General features: G+C 72.0%; 9 protein-coding genes and 1 tRNA gene. 1 reads left to right on the top strand and 9 read right to left on the bottom strand.

Annotated elements, in window-relative coordinates; genetic code table 11:
- Positions 1-210: 210 nt before the first annotated feature.
- Positions 211-3,000 (top strand): alpha/beta hydrolase family protein, encoded by a 2,790-nt coding sequence (locus QF035_RS29185; protein ID WP_307523505.1) that lies wholly within the window; start codon positions 211-213, stop codon positions 2,998-3,000.
- 78 nt (positions 3,001-3,078) lie between these two features.
- Here QF035_RS29185 and QF035_RS29180 read toward each other — a convergent pair whose 3' ends face one another.
- The 9 genes from QF035_RS29180 to QF035_RS29140 all read right to left on the bottom strand — a co-directional run bounded on the left by QF035_RS29180 (position 3,079) and on the right by QF035_RS29140 (position 21,371).
- Positions 3,079-5,004: an amino acid adenylation domain-containing protein gene (locus tag QF035_RS29180; protein WP_307523504.1), complete on the bottom strand. Its 1,926-nt coding sequence runs from the start codon at positions 5,002-5,004 to the stop codon at positions 3,079-3,081.
- Positions 5,005-5,037: 33 nt separating this feature from the next.
- The gene (locus QF035_RS29175; protein ID WP_307523503.1) at positions 5,038-5,820 is read right to left on the bottom strand and encodes a thioesterase II family protein; all 783 of its coding nucleotides are present in this window, start codon (positions 5,818-5,820) and stop codon (positions 5,038-5,040) included.
- A 51-nt stretch (positions 5,821-5,871) separates the two neighbouring features.
- Entirely contained in the window at positions 5,872-7,176 is a 1,305-nt protein-coding gene (locus tag QF035_RS29170; protein ID WP_307523502.1) for a M18 family aminopeptidase, read from the bottom strand.
- Positions 7,173-13,052 carry a MupA/Atu3671 family FMN-dependent luciferase-like monooxygenase gene (locus tag QF035_RS29165; RefSeq protein WP_307523501.1) on the bottom strand — a complete coding sequence of 1,960 codons (5,880 nt, stop codon included), beginning with the start codon at positions 13,050-13,052 and terminating at the stop codon, positions 7,173-7,175. The genes QF035_RS29170 and QF035_RS29165 overlap by 4 nt, the downstream gene beginning before the upstream one ends.
- Positions 13,049-16,456: a type I polyketide synthase gene (locus QF035_RS29160; RefSeq protein WP_307523500.1), complete on the bottom strand. Its 3,408-nt coding sequence runs from the start codon at positions 16,454-16,456 to the stop codon at positions 13,049-13,051. Before QF035_RS29160 ends, QF035_RS29165 begins: the two co-directional genes overlap by 4 nt.
- On the bottom strand, positions 16,401-17,825 hold the full coding sequence (locus QF035_RS29155; protein ID WP_307523499.1) for an MFS transporter: 1,425 nt from the start codon (positions 17,823-17,825) through the stop codon (positions 16,401-16,403). The genes QF035_RS29160 and QF035_RS29155 overlap by 56 nt, the downstream gene beginning before the upstream one ends.
- A 229-nt stretch (positions 17,826-18,054) precedes the next feature.
- On the bottom strand, positions 18,055-19,230 hold the full coding sequence (locus QF035_RS29150; RefSeq protein WP_307523498.1) for an ATP-grasp domain-containing protein: 1,176 nt from the start codon (positions 19,228-19,230) through the stop codon (positions 18,055-18,057).
- 360 nt (positions 19,231-19,590) lie between these two features.
- Positions 19,591-19,664: transfer RNA gene (locus QF035_RS29145), tRNA-Thr, on the bottom strand.
- Between the two features lie 102 nt (positions 19,665-19,766).
- Positions 19,767-21,371 carry an alpha/beta hydrolase gene (locus QF035_RS29140; RefSeq protein WP_307523497.1) on the bottom strand — a complete coding sequence of 535 codons (1,605 nt, stop codon included), beginning with the start codon at positions 21,369-21,371 and terminating at the stop codon, positions 19,767-19,769.
- Between the last annotated feature and the right edge of the window lie 27 nt (positions 21,372-21,398).

The following is a 21,398-nucleotide window of genomic DNA, read 5'->3' as shown; positions in this document are numbered from 1 at the left end:
CGACGGCCCCGCACCGGGCGCACCGGCGCGCCGGGTCAACTCCGCTTCTCCAGGCTCCACTTGAGGCACCCGCCTGCCTCGACCCGACGTCGACTCCGAGCAACCCCGTGGCCCCGATTCTCATCTTCTTCTCAGGGACGAGAGAGATGCCCGGGACACCTGGGGCGACTGAGATGCCCGGGCGCAGGAGCCAACAGGAGGAGAAGGACGTTGATCCATGCCCGGCGCACATTGGTCGCCGCTGCGGCGTTGTTGGCGGTGGTGGTGGGGTCGCAAGGAGTCGCGCAGGCCCGGCCTGCCGCCGAACCCGTACCGCCCACGGCCTCGGCCGACCCCGACGGCAGACTGCCGGCGGGCTGGCAGATCACCGAAACGAGATCCGGTCAGCACCTGACCTGGCGTTCGACCACACCCGTACCCATGGGAGACGCCGCCGTCGAGTTCTACTCCGGCGACCGGTTCCTGGGCCGTCCCCTCGCCGCCAAGGACGGGCACACGTTCAAACTGCCCCTCCAGGGCGTGGAGCTCGGACCGGCGAAGGACCTGCGGGTCCGGGCAGCCGGTCGCCGCCTCGACGAGGCCGGCATCGAGGCCGACTCACGACGACGTTCCCCCAAGGTGCCGGTGAAGCCGTCGGCCCTGCCGCCGGCCAACCCCGTGGACCCCGGCGTCCCCGGCCCGTACCGCACGGTCAGCGGCGAGTACGAGCTGAAGTCCGTGAAGCTGCCCGACTTCCCCGAACCGGTGGAGATGCGCGCGGTCGTGGTCGCACCGGCCGGCGCCCAGGGCAAGCGCCCGCTGGCCCTCTTCCTGCACGGCCGCCACCCCACCTGCTACACCGGGGGCCCGGACGGCGAGTTCGTCGGCGACTGGCCCTGCCCCACCGGTTCGAAGCCGATACCGAGCCACCGCGGCTATCTGCACGACCAGAAACTGCTGGCGTCCCAGGGCTATGTGACGGTGTCCATATCCGCCAACGGCGTCAACGGCCAGGACTTCGCGGCGGAGGACGGCGGCGCACAGGCCCGCTCGTCCCTCGTACGGCAGCACCTCGCCCGCTGGGCGAACTGGTCGGGAGCCGGACGGACCTCGGCACCGGAGATCGTACGGAAGGCCGCGCGGGCCGACCTGCCGCGCGTACTGCTGGTCGGTCACTCGCGGGGCGGCGAGGGCGTGAACCGGGCCGCGATGGACAGCCTCTCCAAGCCTCCCGCCGACCGGGACGGCTACCGGGGTCCGGTGCGCTGGAAGATCCGGGGGACCGTCCTCATCGGCCCCACCATCTTCGGGCAGAACCCCGCTCCCGAGGTGCCGTCGATGACGATCCTGCCCGGCTGCGACGGCGATGTGTCCGATCTGCAGGGTGAGATCTACGTGGACGGGACCCGCGGTGTCAGCCGTGGTGCCGCCCTGCACAGCGCGGTCTACATGGTCGGCGCCAACCACAACTACTTCAACACCGAGTGGACGCCGGGCCAGGCCCAGGCGCCCGCCAACGACGACTTCTGGAACGACGAGGAGTCGCCGGACGCGGTGTGCACACCGGGCACCGCGACGCGCCTGACCGCCAAGAAGCAGCAGGCCGCCGGCTCCACCTACATAGCCGCCGCGGCCCGGGTGTTCGTCGCGGGCGACGACCGGGTCCGGCCGCTGCTGGACGGCTCCGGCGTACGCGCGAAGTCCGCGGGTTCCGCGCGCGTCCTCACCCACGCCGTCGGCGCCCGTCGTGGCGGCGCGTTCGTGCCGGACCCCTCGGTGAAGGTGGACGGCGGCCGGCTGTGCGAGCAGGTCGACCCCGACCCGGCCACGGCCTGCCTCAACCCCGACGAGCCCGGCGGGTCACCGCACTTCGCCGGCTGGGAGACGGACCGGGAACCGGGCCGCAACGCCGTGGCGCTCGGCTGGTCGACACCGGGTTCCGCGGTACGGGTACAGCCCGAGCGACCGGTCTCGGTGACCGGAGCCAAGTCGCTGGCCCTGCGGGTCGTCGTGCCCCCGAACACCACCGGCACCCGCATGGACGTGTCCCTCACCGACACGGCGGGCCGACGGGCGAAGCTCGGCGACATCCGCCTCGACGGACTGCCCGGCACCGAGCGGACGACCTCGTACTGGGGCCAGGAGGTACGCGTACCGCTGACCGCCGCGACTGCGGCCGGGCTGGACCTCAAGCAGGTGAAGTCCCTGGAACTGACTCCCCGCAGCGGATCCGGAAAGGCATGGCTGATCGACGCCTGGGGCTGGCGCCCCGGCATGGCGGACGTACGGCCGGTCTCGCCGCCCCGCGTCGACATCGGCCGGCTGACCGCCGACGAGGGCGACTCCGGAGTCAAGACCTACCAGGTGCCGGTACGGCTCTCCGGGCAGGGCAGTGGTCAGATCCGGCTCTTCGTCGCGGACCCCGAGACGCGTGAGACCACGTCCCGGGTGGTGACCGTGCGCCCCGGCACCGAGAGCATCGACGTGCCGGTCGACGTGCCCGGCAACACCCGCTACAGCTACGGCACGGCGTACAACGTGTTCGCGAAGGCCGTTCACGACACGGTGGTCGGCAACCACCTCGGCGGCGTGACCGTGAGGGACGACGACCCGATGCCCACGTTCAGTGTGACGCCGGTTCCGAGCCGGGTCACCGAGGGCCAGAGCCTGACCTGGCGGATCACCCAGTCCGCGGTCGCCGACACGGAGATCTGGATCGACTCCGCGTTCGCGCCGGTCGGCGGCGCCGAACTGTCCACCACCGACGTCGCCCCGGCCTGGCTCGAGGAGACCACCGGCGAGTCACCGAACCCCTCCCGGCCGCTGTCCGGGCTGGAAGGGCTCTATCTGCCCCTCGCCATCCCCCAGGGCGAGCTGAGCACCGACGTGACCATTCCCGTCGTCGCGGACGGCGTGACCGAGCCGGAGGAGTCGCTGCGGATCCAGCTGTCCCTCTGGACTGCGGAGGGCGAACAGGTGGAGGGGCCGGTGCTCGACGGGACGGTGACGGACGCGCCGTAGCAGCTCAGTAGCATCTCCGTACGGAACGAGACGCGGGGGCCCGGGAGTTCCGGGCCCCCGTTTCGCGCTCCTGATTCCTTAGAGCTCCCGGGTTCGGTCCGTGGGCCCGTGCGCCATGATGCGGCGCAGTTCGTCGCTGAAGTCGGCCGCTGTCGGCTCCAGCAGCAGCGCCGCCAGGGGGATGTCCGCCCGCAGCCGTTCCCGGAGGGTCTCGACGACGCGCAGCACCTTGAAGGAATCGCCGCCCAGGTCGAAGAAGTCGTCGTCCCGGCCGACCTCGGAGACCTGGAGGACCTCGCACCACACCTCGGACACGACGCTCTCCACGTCCGGATCCGCGTGCACGGACGCGTCGATGGGGGCGCTCTGCACGGGCCGGGCGGGCGCGGATTCGGCCGACCGCTTCGCCGCCCAGGTCTCCAGGAGACGGCGGTCCAGCTTGCCGTTCGCCGTCAGCGGCAGTTCGTCCGCCACCTCGATGGCCGACGGCACCATGTACGGCGGGAGCCAGGTCCGCAGAGCCTCGCGTACGGACGACGGCAGGCTGCCCGGTTCCGTGCCGTTGTCGGGCACCACGAACGCGGCGAGACGCTTCTCGGCACCCGAGCCGTGTGCCACGACCGCCGCCTGTCCGACCCCCGTACAGCGCTTGGCGGTCTCCTCGATCTCGCCGGGCTCGATGCGGATGCCCCGGATCTTCACCTGCCGGTCGGCCCGGCCCAGGAACTCCAGCGCACCGCCGGGCCGCGCCCTGACCAGGTCACCGGAACGGTAGAGGCGGCTGTCCGGGCTCACCGCGGGGACGTTGGGAAGACGCTCGGCGTCGAGAAAGCGCTCGGCGGTGAGTTCGGGCCGGTTCAGATAGCCGAGGGCGACGCCCGCGCCACCGATGTGGAGCTCGCCGGGTTCCCCGTCGGCGACCGGAGTGCCGTTCTCGTCGAGGATCCACAGTTCGGTGTCCTGGACGGCGGGACCGATGAGTACGGTGTCCAGGTCGGGATCGCGCGGCAGCACCCAGGCCGTGCAGTAGATCGTGCACTCACTGGGCCCGTAGATATTGGTGAGCGACGCGGTGGAGCGCGAGTGGAAGCGCTTGACCAGGTCGGGACCGAGCACTTCGCCGCCGGTGAGCACCTGCCGCAGCCCGTCGTACCGCTCGGCGGGATCGCGGGTCAGCAGGAAGAGTTCGAGCTGGGACACACCGAAGTAGACCGTCGTGATCCCCTGGTCGCGTATCAGCTCCGCGAGATGGTCCGCGTCACGGTGACGGCCCGGGGCCGCGATGACGACGGTGGCGCCGGCGAGCAACGGCCAGTACAGCTCGCCGAGATGCATGTCGAACGTGCACACCGTGTGGTGCATCATCCGGTCGCGCTCGTCCATGCGGTGCGTGGTCTGCAGGGCCGTGATCCGTGAGACGAGAGCGCGGTGGCTGATCAGCGAGGCCTTGGGGCGGCCGGTGGATCCCGAGGTGTAGATGACGGCGACGGGGTCGTCCGCCGAGGCATTCCTCCGTACCGGTTCGAGTGTCGGCGGGTACGTGGCGCACTCCTCGTCCGTCAGGACGACCAGGTCCGGCAGGCCCGAGGGATTCGACAGGTCCAGTACATCCGAAAAGCGGTCGCGCAGCGCCGAGTTGGTGAGCACGGCCCGGGGCGCGCAGTCCTGGACGGACCGCAGGATCCGTTGCGGCGGGTCGTCCACGCCGAGTGCCGCGTGGGCGGCGCCCGCGAACATGGCGCCCAGCACGGCCACCACGAACTCGACGGAGCGATCGTGGTGGATCACGACGCGGTCACCGGCCCGTACGCCGTGCGCGCGAAGGGCCGCGGCGGTCCGCAGGACCCGTTCCCGCAACTCGCCCACGGTGAGGACGGTGTCGCCGGAGACGATCGCGGGGAGTCCGGGATCGCGCTCCCACCGTTCGAGCAGGAGTGCGTCGAGCCGGTGGTCCGCATCGGTCGACGGGCGGTCGGCGGAGGCGGAGGCCTGGACGGTCGTCATGGAGGTCAACCTCGGTCGGTCCGGATGCGGGAGCTAGGACTGTTCTGCCGCGAACTGGTCGAGATTGCCGACGACGGCGTCCACCACCAGGGCGGGGCTCTCCGTCAGCAGCATGTGTCCACCCGGCAGCCAGACACTGCGGGTGTTCTCGCTGAACAGGGCCCAGTCGGCGGTCCGTTCCTCGGGGCACAGCGGGTCCTCGTCCCCGAACACGGTGAGGAGCGGACATCTCAGAAGGGGGTCGGGGCCCGACGAGTAGTCCTCGACGGCACGGATGTCGGCCACGATCGTCGGCAGCACCAGCTCGAGCATCTGCTCGTTGGCGGCGAGTCTCTCCGGGACTCCGCCGAACCCGTCGAGGATCGCCAGTACGCCGTCGGTGTCGTCCGTGTCGCGCAGCAACCGGCGCTCGGGGTCGGGCTTCTCGGTCACCGCCCACTGCGAGACGGCCACCATGCCGGCGACGCGGACACTGTCGTCCCGCTGCACTGCGCGCACGGCTTCCAGGCCGACGATCGCGCCGAAGCACACCCCGACGACCAGCAAGGGGGCGGTGCCGGGCAGCGCACGGGCCGTGGCCACGACGTCGTCGACCAGACCGGGCAGCTCAGGAACGCTCTCCCGGATCCGCGTCTCCCTGCCGGGCAGCCGGGCCGTGGCCACCAGCCAGTCGGCCGGGGCGTGCTCCGCGAAGCCCTGGCCGCTCGCCGCCCCGGCGCCGGCGTGCGGAACGATCAGCACGCGTATCGAGGCGTCCTGGGGGTCGGCGCCCTTGAGCGCGAAGGTCTTTGCCGACAACGTTCTGTCACTCTCCATGGTTGGTGTCCGGTGCCTCGTGCCTCGTGTCGGATGCCCGACGTCCCGTTCTCAGCTCGTCGTGACGAACTCGGCGAGCGCCTGCGCCAGATAGCCGGGGTCCCTGGCCCCGACGAGTTCCCGTGCGGAGTGCATGGACAGGCCGGGCACGCCCACGTCGACCGTCGTCACGCCCAGGCGGGCCGCGGTGATCGGCCCGATCGAAGTACCGCAGGGCATGGCGTTGTTGGACACGAACCGCTGCAACGGCACCCCGGCCCGCTCGCACGCGGCGGCGAACGCGGCGAGCCCGGTGCCGTCGGTGGCGTACCGCTGGTTGACGTTGACCTTCACCACGGGGCCGCCGTTGGGCAGCGGGTGGTTGTCCGGGTCGTGCCGCTCGCTGTAGTTGGGGTGGACCGCGTGGGACATGTCGGCCGAGACGCAGAGCGCGCCCGCGAGGGCCCGCGACCAGTCCTCGCCGCTGCCGCCGCGGGCGGCCACCGAGCGGTTCAGTACGCGCTCCAGGAGCGGGCTCTGGGCGCCGGTCTCGGAGCCGCTGCCGACCTCTTCGTGGTCGAAGGCGGCGAGCACCGGAACCCGGAACGACTCGGCGCCCGCGTCCTGCGACCAGGCCTCGGTGGCCGCCGTCAGCGCGGTGACCCCCGCGTGCACGGACACCAGGTTGTCCAGGCGCGACGACACCAGGAACTCGCGCTCCGCGCCCAGGTGTCCGGGTGCCTGGATGTCGTGCAGCATCAGGTCCCAGCCGAGGATCTCCGTGGGTTCCAGATCGGCCTCGTACGCGATCCGGCGCAGCAGCGCGCCCTGTTCGGGTCTGCCGAGGGACCAGATCGGCTGTGTCTGGCGCTGGCGGTCCAGGGCCATGGACTCGTTGACCGAGCGGTCGAGATGGATGGCCAACTGCGGTACGCGGAACAGCGGTTCGTCGACCTTGACGAGGGTGGAGGTGCCGTCGCGCAGTGTGAGACGCCCCGAGATTCCCAGGTCGCGGTCGAGCCAGGTGTTGAGCGGGACGCCTCCGTAGATCTCCACGGCGACCTGCCGCCACCCCGCGGAACCGGTGTCGGGCCTCGGCTTGACCCGCAGGTTGGGCGAGTCGGTGTGCGCGCCGACGATCCGGAAGGGGGTGTGGGCGGGCGCGCCCTCGGGGACGTACCAGGCGATGAGCGCACCGCCGCGGGCGACGAAGCAGCCGCCGCTGCGCCCCGTCCACTCCTCGGTCTCGCTCAGCTCCGTGAAGCCCGCCTTCTCCAGGCGGCGCGCGGCCTGGGACACGGCGTGGTAGGGCGAGGAGCTGCCCTGGAGGAAGGCGAGCAGGTCCTCGGTGTGGCTGGGGTCGGTGGCCAGGGTCATTCGGCGTCCGCCTTCCGGGGCGTTGTGTGCGGGTCGAGCAGTGCGGCGACCGGACGGTCGGGCTGCGCGCACAAGTCTCCGATCACCGAGACGTACTCGGCGAGCAGGTCTTCGGCCGATTCCCGATCCCAGAGATCGGCCGAATACTCGAGGAAGGTCCGGTAGCCGAGGCCCGGATCACGACGCGGCGCGAGGCCGAAGACGAGTTCGGCCCGGGCGACCGGCGGGGCCACGTCCTCCACTTCGACGTCGAGGCCGGGGATCTCGATGTCGGAGTCGGCGTAGTTCTGGAAGGCGAGGCCGTTCGGCACCCGGTCGGGGACCTCGGTCGCGCCCGCGTCCCGCATCGCCTGGAGGATGCGGGCGGTGGGCAGCACGTTCGCCATGATTCCGAGAGCGCCCGCGCCGGTACGGGTGACCAGCTCGGCGACGGTCTCGGCCGGGTCGATCCGCACCCGGACCAGGACGGCCGTGGAGACCACCGACACGAGCGACTCGCAGTCCAGGTCCTCGCGGTTGGCGTACGGGACGCTGAGCAGGACGTCCCGCTCCCCGGAGAGCCGGGCGAGGTGGATGCCGAGCGCGGCGGCCGCCACCGCGAACGGGGTCACGTGCCGGTCGGCCGCCAACTTCTCCATGGCCGAACGGAGTTCACCGGACGCGGATCCGCGTGCGGTGCCGCCGTCGCCGCTCAGCCGTTCGGGCCTGGGGCGGTCGGTCGGGGTGTCGAGCCGGCACGGGACCCCCTCCAGATAGGCGGCGCAGTGTGCGGCCCGCCGGTCCTCGGCCGACGGGTCCTTCGACTCAAGCTGGCGGCGGGCGTAGTGCGTGGCCTGGACCGGGGGCGCGTCGAGTGCGTGCGCGGTACCGGCCGCCGCGGCCGTGTAGAGCTCGGCCAGCTCCGCCAGGAGCACGGAGTGGGCCCAGCCGTCGGCGCAGATGTGGTGCATGACGAACATCAGCACCCACTCGTCGTGCTCGACCCGGAGCAGCCTCAGCCGGGGCAGCGTCGGACGGGTGAGGTCGACGGGTGCCGCGGCCATCGCCCGGCACACCTTGTCGACACGGGCGGCACGCTTCCCGGGTTCGAGCCGGGTGAGGTCGTCGATCTGCAGCCGCAGCGGCGGCGCGGCGACCACCTCCTGCCACCAGACTCCTTCGCCGGACCCGGACCCGGACCCGGCTCCGGCTCCGGCTCCGGCCTCCCGCACGAAGCGGGTACGCAACGAGTGGTGGCGCTCGATCAGTTCGGCGAGGGCCGAGCGCAGGGCGTCCGGGTCCAGGGCGCCCCGGAAGCGGATCCTGGTCGGCACGTTCCAGACCTGCGCCTGGGGAACGGCGTAATGGCCTGCGATCATCCGGTTCTGCTGGTCGCTCGCGGGGGCGCGGTCTACGACCTCGGGGTTGTCGGAGGGGGTGGGGGCGGGCTCCTGGAGGCCGGCGCCGCCCAGTTGACGTGCCATCGCGCCCAGGGTCGCTTCCGCGAAGAAGTCGGCAAGGGCGATGTCCACGTGCAGCGCGTCGCGTACGCGGTTGACGAGCCTGATCGCCGCGATCGAATTGCCGCTGAGATCGAAGAAGTTGGAGTCGTCGGCCACATCGTCGACGTCGAGGACCGACTTCCAGACGGTACGGAGTGTCTCCAGGACGGAGGGGGCCGATGGGGCCGAGGCCGGAGCCGGGTCCGGGGTGGGCGAGGCCGGCCGCGTCACGTCCCCGGGCTCCGGCGGCCGCACGGCGGTGTCCCGCACCAGTACCGCCCCGCCCGACATCATGGCGCCCAGGATCCGGTCGAGGTCGCCCAGACAGTCCCGTACCGTCGCCGCGTCGAAGAGATCGGCGTCGTAGCGGATGCGCAGCCGCAGCCCCGAACCCGTGCGGACGGCCATCAACCCCATTTCCAGCGGCGCCGATTCGGAACCGCCGTCGACCGCTTCGGCGTACAGCCCCGGCAGCCGGATCCCGGCCAGCGGAGCGGTGTCCAGGTCCGCCGAGACGGTGATCAGCGGGCGCGGGTTGCCGGGGTCGGGGTTGACGGTGGCGAGGAGCGCGTCCAGGTCGACGTGTTGATGGGCGTCCGCCGCGAACAGCGCGTCCCGGGTGGCCCGTACGGCGTCGGTCAGCGGTGTCGACTCCGTGAGCGTGGCCCGCAGCGGGAGGAACGCGACGTGGAATCCCACCGTGCCGGTGGTCTCCGGAGTGCGCCGCCCGAAGGTCGAGCCCACGACGAACTCGTCCTGGCCCGAGCGCTCGCGCAGCACCAGTTGCCAGGCGGTGAGGAGCGTGGCGAAGAGCGTGACGCCCTGTCGGCCGCTCCACTCCTGCACCTCCGCCGTACGGACACCGTCGAGACGGATCTCGGTGGCGGCCCCGCTGCCCGCCACCCGACGGCCGCGCGGGCGCCGGGTGGGCAGCGCGGGCACCGGCGGCAGCGGGTCGAGGTACCCCCGCCACCACTCCAGGTCTGCCGGGTCCCTGTCGGGTTCGGCGGCGCCGACGGTACTGCCCGCGGACGCCGCGAACCGCGCGGGACGGCCCTCGACCGCGGCCTTGTAGAGCTCCTCCAGATCGGCCGCCAGGATGCCGGCCGAGTGGGCGTCGGTGACGATGTGGTGCAGCCCGAGTACGAGCACGTGGTCGTCGTCCGCGAGTGTCAGGAGCCGTGGGGTGAACAGCGGCCCCTCGGCAAGGTCGTACGGCCGCGAGCTCTCTTCCCGCAGCACGGCCGCGACGACCGCGTCGGGCTCCGGCCCCTGAGCAGGCCCCTGGGTAGACCCCTGAGCATCGGTCAACCGCCCCCGGACATCGGTCACTTGGAGCGGAACGCGCCGTCCGTGCCGTACGACCTGCAGTACGGTCTCGTCGCCGCCGCCCGGGCGGAACACGGTCCGCAGGCCCGCGTGCCGCTCGACCAGCCCGTCGACCGCGGCGGCCAGCGCCTCCGCGTCCAGCGGGCCGCGCAGCCGCACCGCCTGGATCTCGTTGTACGCGGCCGGGTCGCCGATCAGCTGGGAGGCGAGCCAGATCCGGCGCTGGGCGTCGGTGGCGGGCGCGGAGACATCGTTGCCGGGAGGGGTGGCCGCGGGCCCCGCGCCCTGGTGGCGCTCGCGCAGCGCGTCGAGGTGTTCGAGCCCGGAGCGCATCAGGTCGGCGGGCATGCCGAAGTCGACGAGCGCGGCGATCTCGTCGACGCCCGCCTCGTAGAGCGCGTCCACCACGGGCGCGCAGGTCTCCGGCGTACCGATCAGGGCCCGCTCGTCGCAGTACCCGTCGTACGCCCGGCGGAAGAGGTACTCCAGGTCCTCCTCGCTCGCCGTGGCCACGTCCCGCGGATCGCCGCCCAGCGTGCTCGCCGCGGAGCGCATCTGCAGCGAGGAGCGCAGATAGCGGGTCATCGGCTCCAGCGCCTGAGCGCGTGCCGTCGCGTGGTCGTCGCCGAGGTAGGTGTGCAGGAGTACGGTCACCCGGCCGGTGTCGGGGTCCAGACCGTGCTGCTCGCGGGCCTTTCGGTAGTGGCCGATGTTCTCGGCGAGTTCGGCGACCGTCTGGTTCATCAGGTTGGTGACGATGCCCAGACCGCGCCGCGCCGCCTCCTCGTACGACTCACGCCGTCCCGAGGTCGCGAGGAACATGGGCGGCATGTCCTGCACCGGGCGCGGGTGGATACGTACCGCGGTCTCCCCACCGTCACCGGTCCGCCGCGAGAGCGTGCCACCGCTCCACAGCGTCCGTACGTCGTCGAGGTGGGCGAAGCCGATCTCCTTGCGGCGGGCGAAGCGGTCCGGGTGGAGGGCGAAGTCCTGCGCGTGCCAGCCGGTGGCGCAGCCGATGCCGACCCGGCCGCCGGAGAGGTTGTCCACGACCGACCACTCCTCGGCGATCCGGACGGGGTCGTGCAGCGGCAGTACCACGGAACCCGCGTTCAGCCGGATCCGGCCGGTCTCACGGGCCAGCGCGGCCGCGAGCACGGAGGGGTTGGGGAAGAGACCGCCGAAGGAGTGGAAGTGCCGCTCCGGCACCCAGAGGGAACTGAAGCCGCGCTCGTCGGCGAAGCGGGCCGTTTCCATGATCTGGTCGTAGGCGTCGGAGGGGCGGGGGGCGCTCGGTCGGCCGTCCACGGTGCCGCCCTCGTCCCCGGCGGGCTCCGCATCCGGGTAGTCGCCGAAGAAGTACACGCCGAAGTCGGCAGCCGGGCGGGGGCGCGTCGCCTTCGGCCGCGGGCGGGAGTTCGGGCTGGGGTTCAAGCTGGAGCTCGGGCGGGTCGTGGGGAAGAAGCCGCCCTCACGCAGGGCGCGCAGGGAGTCCTTCACGGCGTCCGAGACGCGCTCGACGTCCGCGTCGGTGTGGGCGGTGGACAGATAGAAGCTGCGCCACTCCCACACGTGGATGCCGCGCAACAGCAGGTGCTGGTAGAGCAGTTCCATGTCGGCGCGGTGCGTGAACCGGAACATGGACCCGAAGTGGCTGAGTTCCAGGGGGAATTCCTCGGCCCTGAAGAACTCGTTCAGGCCTTCCGCCAGTATGTCGGTGCGGGCGTTGAGCCGTTCCTGGAGGGCGGGGCCCTCGGCGGCGAGATGGGTGAGGACCGCCTTGGCCGCCGCCATGGACAGCGGGTGCTGCATGTACGTACCGCCGAAGAACGTGGTCTCGGTCTCCGGCCGGCTGTCGTCGCCGTACCGCCAGAAGCCGCCGTCGACTCCGTCCAGGATGTCGGCGCGGCCCGCGATCGCGCCGATCGGGAAGCCGCTGCCGAGCGCCTTGCCGTAGGTGGCGAGGTCCGGAACGACGCCGAAGTGGTGCTGGGCGCCGCGCGGATGGGGGCGCAGGCCGGTGAGCATCTCGTCGAAGAGGAGCACGATGCCGCGGCGCCGCGTGAGGTCGCGCAGTTCCCGCAGGAACGCGACCGGGCGCAGGGCGGGGTTGCGGCACTGGACCGGCTCTACGAGGACCGCCGCGATGGTGTCGCCGAGTGCGTCGACGGTGTCGAGGGCTTCCTGGCTGCCGTATTCGAGGACGATCACCTCGGAGACGGCGCTGTGCGGGATGCCGTGCGAGACGGGTACGGCGCGCACGCCGTCCGGCCCCGGGCGGCCGAGCACGGAGTCGATGTGACCGTGGTACGAGCCGCGGAACATGACGATACGGTCGCGGCCGGTGGCGGCGCGGGCCAGCCTGATGGCGGCGGAGTTGGCCTCGGTACCGGAGCCCGCGAACGCCACGCGGTCCATGCCCGTCAAGTCGGCCAGCAGCTGGGCGACTTCACCGGCCTCGACCGGCCGGGCGCCGAAGCGCAGGCCCTGGGCGAGTTGCTCCCGTACGGCCTCCGTGACCACCTCCGGCTCATGGCCGAGCAGCAGGGCGCCGAAGCCCATGGTGATGTCGGTGTACTCGTTCCCGTCCACGTCGGTCAGGCGCGCGCCCCGGGCCGAGCGGGCCGCAAGGGGGTACAGCGTCTCCTTCGTGGAGCGACGGAACCCGACGACGGCCCGGCTGTCGGCGAGCACGGCACGCTGCCGCTGGGCCAACTCCTTGGATGTACTGGTCTGTTCGGACAGCCTGCGCCCCAGCTCGACGGCGTACGCCCGCTGACCGGCGTCGGCACCGTCGCCGACCATGCCTGAGCCTTCGGGGAGGGTTACGCGGGGGCCGTGGAGGGTGGGTTGCTGTGCGGGGGTGGAGAGGGTGTCTGGTGTGGAGGTGGGTGCGCCGGAGGTCGGGGCCGCGGGTGCGGTTGCTGCCGGGATCGGGGCCTGGGCCTGAGGGGGCGTCGAGGTTGCTCCGGGCGGCCCCGCCGCCGAGTGCCGCTTGGCCGCCGCGAGTTGCGCCGTGAGTTTCCGGGAGAGTTCCGCGGCCCGGTCCGCCGCCGTCGTACTCATCGGACACGCTCGGCGCCGAGCAGGGCTATCGCCTCGGAGAGCTGGGTCAGCATGGCCGCCTGCGTCTCGGCGAGCAGGTCGATCTGCCGACGCAGCTCGGCGACCTCGGCGCGGAGCGCGTGGTCCGGGCCCATGGGCGCTGGGCCCACAGGCGCCGGGTCGGTCGCCGCCGCGGGCGCTGCGGCAGGCATGGGCGCTGGTGCGGGCGCGGGCCCTGCGGCAAGGGCCGACGCTGAGGCAGGCCCAGAAGCAGGGGCAGCCGCAGGAGTAGACGCGGGAGCGGCAGACGCAGGCTCGGCCGCAGGCCCCGTGCCAATCTGGACGGGGTGCCCACCCTCCGGCTCCGAAGCCGGCCGCCCCGCCCTCGCGGCGATCAGACGGGCCGTGAGCTCAGGAGTGCCCGCCTCCTCAAGGACCTCCCGGACGGACGTCCGCACGCCGAACTCGTTCTCCAACTGCCGCAGCAACCCGATGAGTTGCAGCGAGTCCGCACCGAGGCCGACGAAGGTCTGCCCGGCGCCGAGCTCGTCGGCGCGGTAGCCGAGATGCCGGGCCGTGAGCTCCCGTACGCGTTCGAGTACTGCCTGTTCGGTCATGCCGTCCTCCACTGAACCTTCCTTTGCAGGTAATCGGCCCACTGCCGGACCGGGATGCGGTGGCGGGCCGGTCCAGTACGACCGGTGCTGGAACGGGTAAACGGGCAGCGGAATCCGGCGTCCCCCACAGCCGTCCAGGAGGGCCGCCCAGTCGAGGTCCACCCCGGCACAGTGCAGACGGGCCGCCGCAGTCCACAGGCCGTCGGTGTCCGCGCCGGGGCCCTGCGTCGGCACGCAGAGGGTCTCCGGCACGGCACGGCGGGCCATGCCGGTCAGCGGCGCACCGGGCCCCAGTTCGACCAGGGCACCCCTGGGCGCGAGCGTGCGCAGCACGGCGTGGAAGTCCGCCGTGTGCCGCGCCTGCCGTACGAGATGGTCGGCGTCGGGCAGCCAGCCCACGGGATACGCCGTACCGTCCAGTCCGCTCACGAACTCCACCTGTACGGGCCGGAGTTCGGCCTTGCCGACGGCGGCGCGCAGCTCGTCGAGCACCGGGTCGAGCAGCGCCGTGTGGAAGGCACGGTCGACGGGGAGCGGCTCGCCCGCCACCTCGTGCTCGGCCAGCCAGGCCCTGGCCGCCTCGACCGCGGCCGGCGGACCGGCGACGACGTGATACGCGGGACCGTTGGACACCGCCAGTTCGAGACGCCCGTACCGCGTCTCGTCGATGTCCCCGAGCAACCGCCGTACGCGGTCCGGCGGGGCGAACACGGCCAGCATCGCGCCGGGTTCGGTGTCCTGCATGAGCCGGCCCCGGCGGCAGACGAGCCGCATGCCGTCCTCCGGCGACAGGGCTCCCGCGACACACAGGGCCGCGTACTCGCCGACGCTGTGCCCGGCGACGGCCGACGGTCGCACACCGAACGCCTGCCAGAGCCGTGCCTGCGCCACCTGCAGGGCGAACAGTGCCGGCTGGGCGAAGTCGGTGCCCCACCGCTCCGGGCCCTCGCCGCCGACGATCCGGTCGAGGAAGTCCGGCTCCCCGGTCTCCTCCTGGTGGATGCGGGCGCACCTCTCCAGGACGTCGGCCACCACGGGGAAGCGGCCGGCGAGCGCCGCGGCCATTCCGGGCCGGCCGCCGCCCTGCCCGCTGAAGACGTACGCGGGCGTGACCGGGATCGGGGCCGGGGTGTCCACGGTTCCGGTGTGGTACGCGGCGGTGGGAGGCGCGGGACGCCCCGGATCCGCCAGGAAGGCGTCGAGGCCGCGGACGAGCCTTCCGACAAGGTTGTCGGCCGGGTCATCGACGGGCGTGGAGACGGCAGCCGGGGTGACGTCGGGTGCGGTGACGACCAGCCGGTGGCGCAGGTGGCGGCGTCCGAGCGCGGCCGTCGTGAGGAGGTCGGCCGGTGCCGTGTCCGGGCGCCGCACCAGGGCGTCACGGAAGGAACGGGCGTACTCCTCCAACGCCTTGGGGCTGTGCGCCGAGAGCGGCAGGAGTGCGGGCACGGTGGCGCCCACAGTCCGGCCCGGGACAGCCGGTGCCTCTTCCAGAATCACATGGGCATTGGTGCCGCCCATCCCGATGGAGTGCACGCCCGCCCGCCGGGGCCCGTCGCCCGGCAACGGCCAGGGCATGGCGCGTCGAGGGAGCGTGAACGGGCTTTCATCGAGGCCGAGTCGAGGGTTGGGCCGGGTCAGGTTCACCAGCGGCGGAACAACACCGTGCCGCAGCACCAGAACCGCCTTGACCAGCCCCGCGAGCCCCGCCGCGCTGTCCAGGTGCCCGATGGCGGGCTTGGTGGACCCGAGCGCGCAGAAGCCCTTACGGTCCGTGTGCCGCCGGAACGCCTCGCTCAGCGCGGCGAATTCGATCGGATCACCCTTGTAGGTGCCGGTGCCGTGCGCCTCCAGATAGCCGATCGTCCCGGCCCCGACACCCGCGCGGTCCAACGCGCCGAGCACGGCGTCGCGCTGGCCCGCGACACCCGGAGCGGCGAAACCCGCCTTGTCCGCACCGTCGTTGGTGACCGCGGAGCCCAGGATGACGGCGTGCACGGTGTCGCCGTCGGCGAGCGCGTTCGCCAGCGGCTTGAGGAGCACGGCGGCCACCCCGTTGCCGCCGACCGTGCCGTCCGCAGCGGCGTCGAAGGCCCGTACCGCACCGGACCTGGAGATCGTCGAGCCCTTCACATGGCGGTGCCCGGTGACCTGCGGCAGATGCAGGGCGGCCGATCCCACCACCATGAGGTCCACGTCGCCCGCGAGCAGCGCCTGACAGGCCAGATGGACCGAGACGAGCCCGCTGGAACAGGCGGTCGCGACATTCACCGCCGGACCGTCGAGTCCCAGCCGGAACGCGGCCCGGTTGGCGGTGAAGTCAGGGTAGTTGCCGACCTGGATCTGCTTCACCGTGGTCCAGTCGTCGGCGCGGCTCGACTCACCGATGTTGGAGGCCAGATAGCTGTGCAGGGAGTAGAGCCGATAGCCGACGCTGGCGTAGACCCCGATCCGTACGCTCCCGGACCGGCCGCTTCCACCCCTGCCGGCGTAGCCACCGTCCTCCAGCGCATGGTGAGCGCACTCCAGGAACAACCGCTGCTGGGGATCGGTCAGGGTGGCCTCCCGGCCGCTCATCCCGAAGAACCCGGCGTCGAAGCCGTCGACGCCGTGCAGCAGCGCGCTCGCTCCGGTGAAGTCCGGGGCCCGGTAGAGCTCCTCGGGCAGGCCCGCGGCGGCGAACTCGGAGTCCGTGAAGGGCCGTACGTGGGACACGCCGGACCTGATGTCGTGCCAGTACTCCTCGGGTGTGTCAGCCCCCGGAAACCTCAGCGCCATCCCGATGACCGCCACGCGCGGGTCCTGCACCGCTCTCCCCCTTCCCGTTCTTCCCCTCCCGCTCCTCGCTCTCCGGCACGGCCTCCTGCGCTTCCCGCGCTTCCTGTGCCTGCGCCGCTCCGCGCCCCCGCAGCACCCGGGCCACGTACACCAGGGCGAGGACGATGGCGGCACCGTGCGCGACGCCGACGACCGACAGCGGCGTGAAGACGTCGAGGGCCGCGGCGACCACGATCATGCCGACGCCGAACCCGAGGTTCTCCACCGTGGCGGAGAGCCCGAAGGCGTGGGTGCGCAGGGGGCTCGGCAGGGTCTGCAGATGCGAGGTGTACGACACCTCGGTCAGACCGTCGGCCGCGCCGGCCAGCAGCGCTACCAGCACCGTCGCGGCCCAAGGGAGCCCGGCGAAGGCCAGGATGAAGGTCCCCGACATGGCGATGGTGCCGAGCCCGAAGCCCAGGGCACCGACCGAGCGCCCCGTCCGCTTGGTGTACCTCTGCAGTACCTGCTGGACGAGGACGTTGCCGAGCGCCCAGACGCACCAGAAGACGCTGACGAACACGGCCGGGTTGTCGGCGTCGAGTTCGGTGGAGTACACGGGCAGCGCCGCGTTGTGCGACGAGGACCCGAGCGCGTCGATACCGCGCAGCGCCACCATCAGCCCGAGCACCGGAACCGCGCCGAGCGCCACGAGCGCGGCGGGCACCCGCCGCCGACCGTCCCGGCGCCCCTGCCCGTCGGCACCCTCTTCTTCCTGACTGCCCTGGCTGTCCTCTGCTTCCTTGCCCTGGCTGCCCTTCTCCTCGTTGCCGCGCGCCGGGCCCATGGGCATCGGGAGGAGCAGGACGGTCAAGGCGCAGACGAGGAAGGTGGCCATGTCCACGAGGAAGGCAGCGGTGTAGCCGAGCAGTGACACCACCACGCCCGACGAGGCGAACCCGGCCACCATCGCCATCGAACGCCCGCTGACCATCAGCGAGTTGGCCCAGGTGTGGCGCCCCTCGCCGACCATGTCCGGGATGGAGCTGCGCAGGGTGACCATGAACAGGGTGCCTGAGGCCCCGACCACCGCGGAGACGGCGAACAGCGTGCCCGTACGGAATCCGTCGGGGGCCAGCACGAGCAGGAGCAGCGCCGCCGCCTGGGCCACGTTGGCCCAGAACATGACGCCCTTCGCGGACCAGCGGGCCAGGACCGCGGCCGCGGCGAGCCCCGCGACGAACCCAGCGGCGAGTCGTACGGCCATGAACACACCGACGGCCAGCGCCCGGTCCGTGACAGCGTAGACGTACAGGCTGAGCGCCACGACGTTGAGGAAGGTGCCGTACGAGGAGATCGCGTAGCCGGTGACCAGGATCCGGTACCGGCGTTCCTGAAGCGCTGCCGTACCGGACGTCACGAACGAACCTGCGCCAGGACGTCCTCGTGTCGTACAGAGTCAGACATGGCGGCATCCTTTGCGAACACATGGGCGAAGGGGCTCCGCGCACCATAGGCAACCGGGCCCGCCGTTCGCAGGCAGAACCCTGAACTCATGATTGTTATGCGGCAGTTGCGAGGCATGACGACTTCCGCGCCGCACGACAACGGTGCGAGTCCGGGGAGTTCACGGGGTCCGGCACGTGGCCCTACCGTCCCGTCCGCTGCCGGAGTTCGTCGAGGATCGCGGGGATCGTGTCCGGGTCCTGTGCCGTAACGAGCACCACTACCTCGTCCTCGGGGGAGGGCCACTCGGCGGCGATCCGTACGGACGGGTGGTCCGCGAGGCGGGACAGCAGCGCCGGGAGGTCACTGTCGGCGGGGACCAGCAGCAGGTGCATCGCCGCGGTGGTCACGAAGGGAGCGGGGGACGGCAGTTCACCGTCCACGAGGGTCTCGACGAGAGAGCGGTACGGCTGCGTGGCGCCGTCGGTGGCGAGCGGCACGAGATGGGAGTTGATCAGGTCGCCGCCGAGCCGTGCGCCGATCTCCAGGACGACAGGGCCCTCGGGCGAGTAGCGCAGATCCACGTGAAAACCGCCGGTCGCGATGCCCACGGCGCGCACCGCGCCCTCGGCCGCCTCGTGCACCCGGGCCAACTGCTCCGGAGTGAGCGCGGAGGGGACGACCGTGGTGGTGGTACGGAGTTCGCCGGGCGCCAGGTACTTGTCGGACACGGCGAGGATCACCACCTCGCCGCCGTGCACGAGCCCGGAGACCGAGTGCTCGCTGCCGTCGACGAGTTCCTCGACCAGGAAGGCGGCGGAGTCCTCGTAGTTGAGGGACGTCAGCTTCATCAGCTCGTCCGGATCCGTGTCCGCGTCGATCACGGCGGATCCGCGGCCCCCCGAGGAGTGGGCGAGCTTGAAGATCAGCGGAAGGCCCAGCTCCCCCACCGCGGCCTTCAGCTCGTCGGCCGTGGTTCCGCTGCGCCAGCGGGGGTTGAGGCCGTGCGGTTCGAGGGCCCGGCGCTGCGCGGACTTGTCGAGGCACACGGCGGCCGCGGCGACCGAGGGCCCGCGCAGGCCCAGTGCCTCGGCGACCCCGGCGGCGACGTCCACGTACCGGTCGCCCCAGCACAGCACCGCCGCGGGCTCGTGCCCGCCGTCCCGTGCCTGCCGCAGGGCGCGGGCCGCCACGTCCTCGGCGGACTCCGCCCTGGTGAAGGCGGCGACCCGGTCGTCGGGCAGCCCGGTGTGACCGAGGCCGGAGTCGGAGTGGACGTACACGGCGTGGCCCAGCTCCGCCGCGGCGTCGATCTCGGGCCGCCACTCCAGGGGGGAGCGGCGCAGGCCGAGATGGAGGACTGAACGGTCGGGGGACATGCGGGGGGCCTTCCTGAGGTGGGTGCACCGGCGGAAGTTGGAAGGCTACGGGAGCACGGGCCACAGCAAGGCCGCGGCGGACACGTAGCGCCACGGGTACCGGATGTTGCCAAAGCCCGAGACGACGAGGGCGGGCCCGGTCCGCTCCGACCGATTCGCGTGCGCCTGTCAGAGGCTCTGCAGGCCCCGGCCGACGACGGCAACGGCGGCGCACAACTCCGGGATGCCGTGCCGGCCGCCGTTCGCGCTTTCCGGGGCACAGTTGTCCGGCGTGCACGGCACTCACCCGGCGCCGCAGGCCGCACCCCGCCAAAAGCAAAAGCCCCAGGTCACGGCGAGTGAGTCCTGAGGCTTCCACAGAGCCGCCTTCGGGATTCGAACCCGAGACCTACGCATTACGAGTGCGTTGCTCTGGCCATCTGAGCTAAGGCGGCGTGCTGCCAGAACTATGGTGCGATCGGCAACGTGCGTAAGTCTACACAGTTTCGTGGGGTGCTCCGTACAGGCCTGGGGAGCACCCCCGGCGGACCGCGTGATCATGCCCCTGAGCAGCGCTTTCCGCTCTTCGGAGGGGTGCCTTCGAGGAGGTATTCGTTGATCGCGGAGTCGATGCAGGCGCTGCCCCTCCCGTAGGCCGTGTGGCCGTCGCCGTCGTAGGTGAGGAGGGTGCCGGAGGAGAGCTGGGCGGCGAGGGCCTGGGCCCAGCGGTAGGGGGTCGCGGGGTCACGGACCGTGCCGACGACCACGATGGGGGCGGCGCCCTTCGCCTCGATGCTGCGGGCTTCGCCGGTCGCCTTCACGGGCCAGTACGCGCAGTTCAGGGAGGCCCAGGCGAGGCTCTCGCCGAAGACCGGGGAGGCCTGCTCGAAGGAGGGGAGCGCGTCCTTCACCTCCTCGGGGGAGGAGAAGGCGGCCGGCAGGTCCAGACAGTTGACCGCCGCGTTGGCGAACATCAGGTTCTCGTACTTGCCGTCGGAGTCGCGCTCGTAATAGCTGTCGGAGAGGGCGAGCAGGCCCGCGCCGTCCTTGTCCTTCATGGCCATGTCGAGGGCGTCGCGCAGTTGGGGCCAGGACCCTTCGTCGTACATCGCGGCGATGACGCCCGTCGTGGCCAGCGCCTCGCCCAGCTTGCGGCCGTCCGCGTCGCCCGTCCCGATAGGGGCGCCGTCCAGTTGCCGGAAGAAGGCCTTCAGGTTCTTGCCGACCTGCTCCGTCGTCGTGCCCGCGCCGCCCAGCGGGCAGTCCGACTCGTGCACGCAGTCCTTGGCGAAGGACTGGAACGCCGTCTCGAAGCCCGCCGTCTGGTCCCGGTTCGTCCTCCGCGCGGGCAGCGACGGGTCCAGCGCGCCGTCCAGGACGAGCCGGCCGACCCGCTCCGGATACAGGCCCGCGTACGTCGCCCCGAGAAACGTGCCGTACGAAGCACCCACGTACGTCAGCTTCTCGTCGCCCAGCGCCGCGCGCACGAGGTCCATGTCACGGGCCGCCTCGACCGTGGACACATGGCGCAGCAGGTTCCCCGCGCGCCGCCCGCAGCCCTCCGCGAACCCCTTGAAGGCATCGACCAGTTCACCGGTCTCGCGCGCGTTGTCGGGGGTCGTGTCCGTCTGCGTGAACGTGTCCATCTCGCGCCCGGTGAGGCATTCGACGGGCTCGCTGCGGGCGACACCGCGCGGGTCGACCGCGACCATGTCGTAGCGGGCGCGGACCTTCGCCGGGTACCCGATTCCTGCGTACGCCTGGAGGTAACCGACCGCCGAACCGCCCGGCCCGCCCGGGTTGACCAGCAGCGAACCGAGCCGCTTGCCGGGACCCGTGGCCTTCTTGCGGGAGACGGCCAGCCGGACGTCGCCCTTGGCCGGCTCGGCGTAGTCGAGCGGGGCCTTCAGCGTCGTGCACTCGAAGCCGGCGACACCACAGGCGCGCCAAGCCGGCCGCTGACCGTAGTACGAGGCCAGCGCCGAGGGGGTGGCCTCAGGCAGCGCACGCAGCGCGGCCTCCGCTCCGGCAGGGCTCGCGGAGCTGGTCGAACTCCCCGCGGAGCAGGCGGAGACGAGCAGTCCGGCGACGGCGAGCAACGTGCCGCACGCGCGAAGGGATCGGTTGGCCCGAGGTGACCTGGGCCGGCGCCTGGTGTACATCGAGCGAGCGTAACCCTGCGCGATGAA

This window comes from Streptomyces umbrinus (assembly GCF_030817415.1).
GTDB classification, from domain to species: domain Bacteria; phylum Actinomycetota; class Actinomycetes; order Streptomycetales; family Streptomycetaceae; genus Streptomyces; species Streptomyces umbrinus_A.
The sequence above is the reverse complement of the archived record's forward strand: the minus strand, read 5'-3'. Positions and strand labels throughout refer to the sequence as shown.

Coding starts and splice junctions, on each gene's coding strand:
- QF035_RS29180 (WP_307523504.1), bottom strand. CDS start 5,004: ATGACGACCGTCCAGGCCTCCGCCTCCGCCGACCGCCCGTCGACCGAT.
- QF035_RS29175 (WP_307523503.1), bottom strand. CDS start 5,820: ATGGAGAGTGACAGAACGTTGTCGGCAAAGACCTTCGCGCTCAAGGGC.
- QF035_RS29170 (WP_307523502.1), bottom strand. CDS start 7,176: ATGACCCTGGCCACCGACCCCAGCCACACCGAGGACCTGCTCGCCTTC.
- QF035_RS29165 (WP_307523501.1), bottom strand. CDS start 13,052: ATGAGTACGACGGCGGCGGACCGGGCCGCGGAACTCTCCCGGAAACTC.
- QF035_RS29150 (WP_307523498.1), bottom strand. CDS start 19,230: ATGTCCCCCGACCGTTCAGTCCTCCATCTCGGCCTGCGCCGCTCCCCC.
- QF035_RS29140 (WP_307523497.1), bottom strand. CDS start 21,371: ATGTACACCAGGCGCCGGCCCAGGTCACCTCGGGCCAACCGATCCCTT.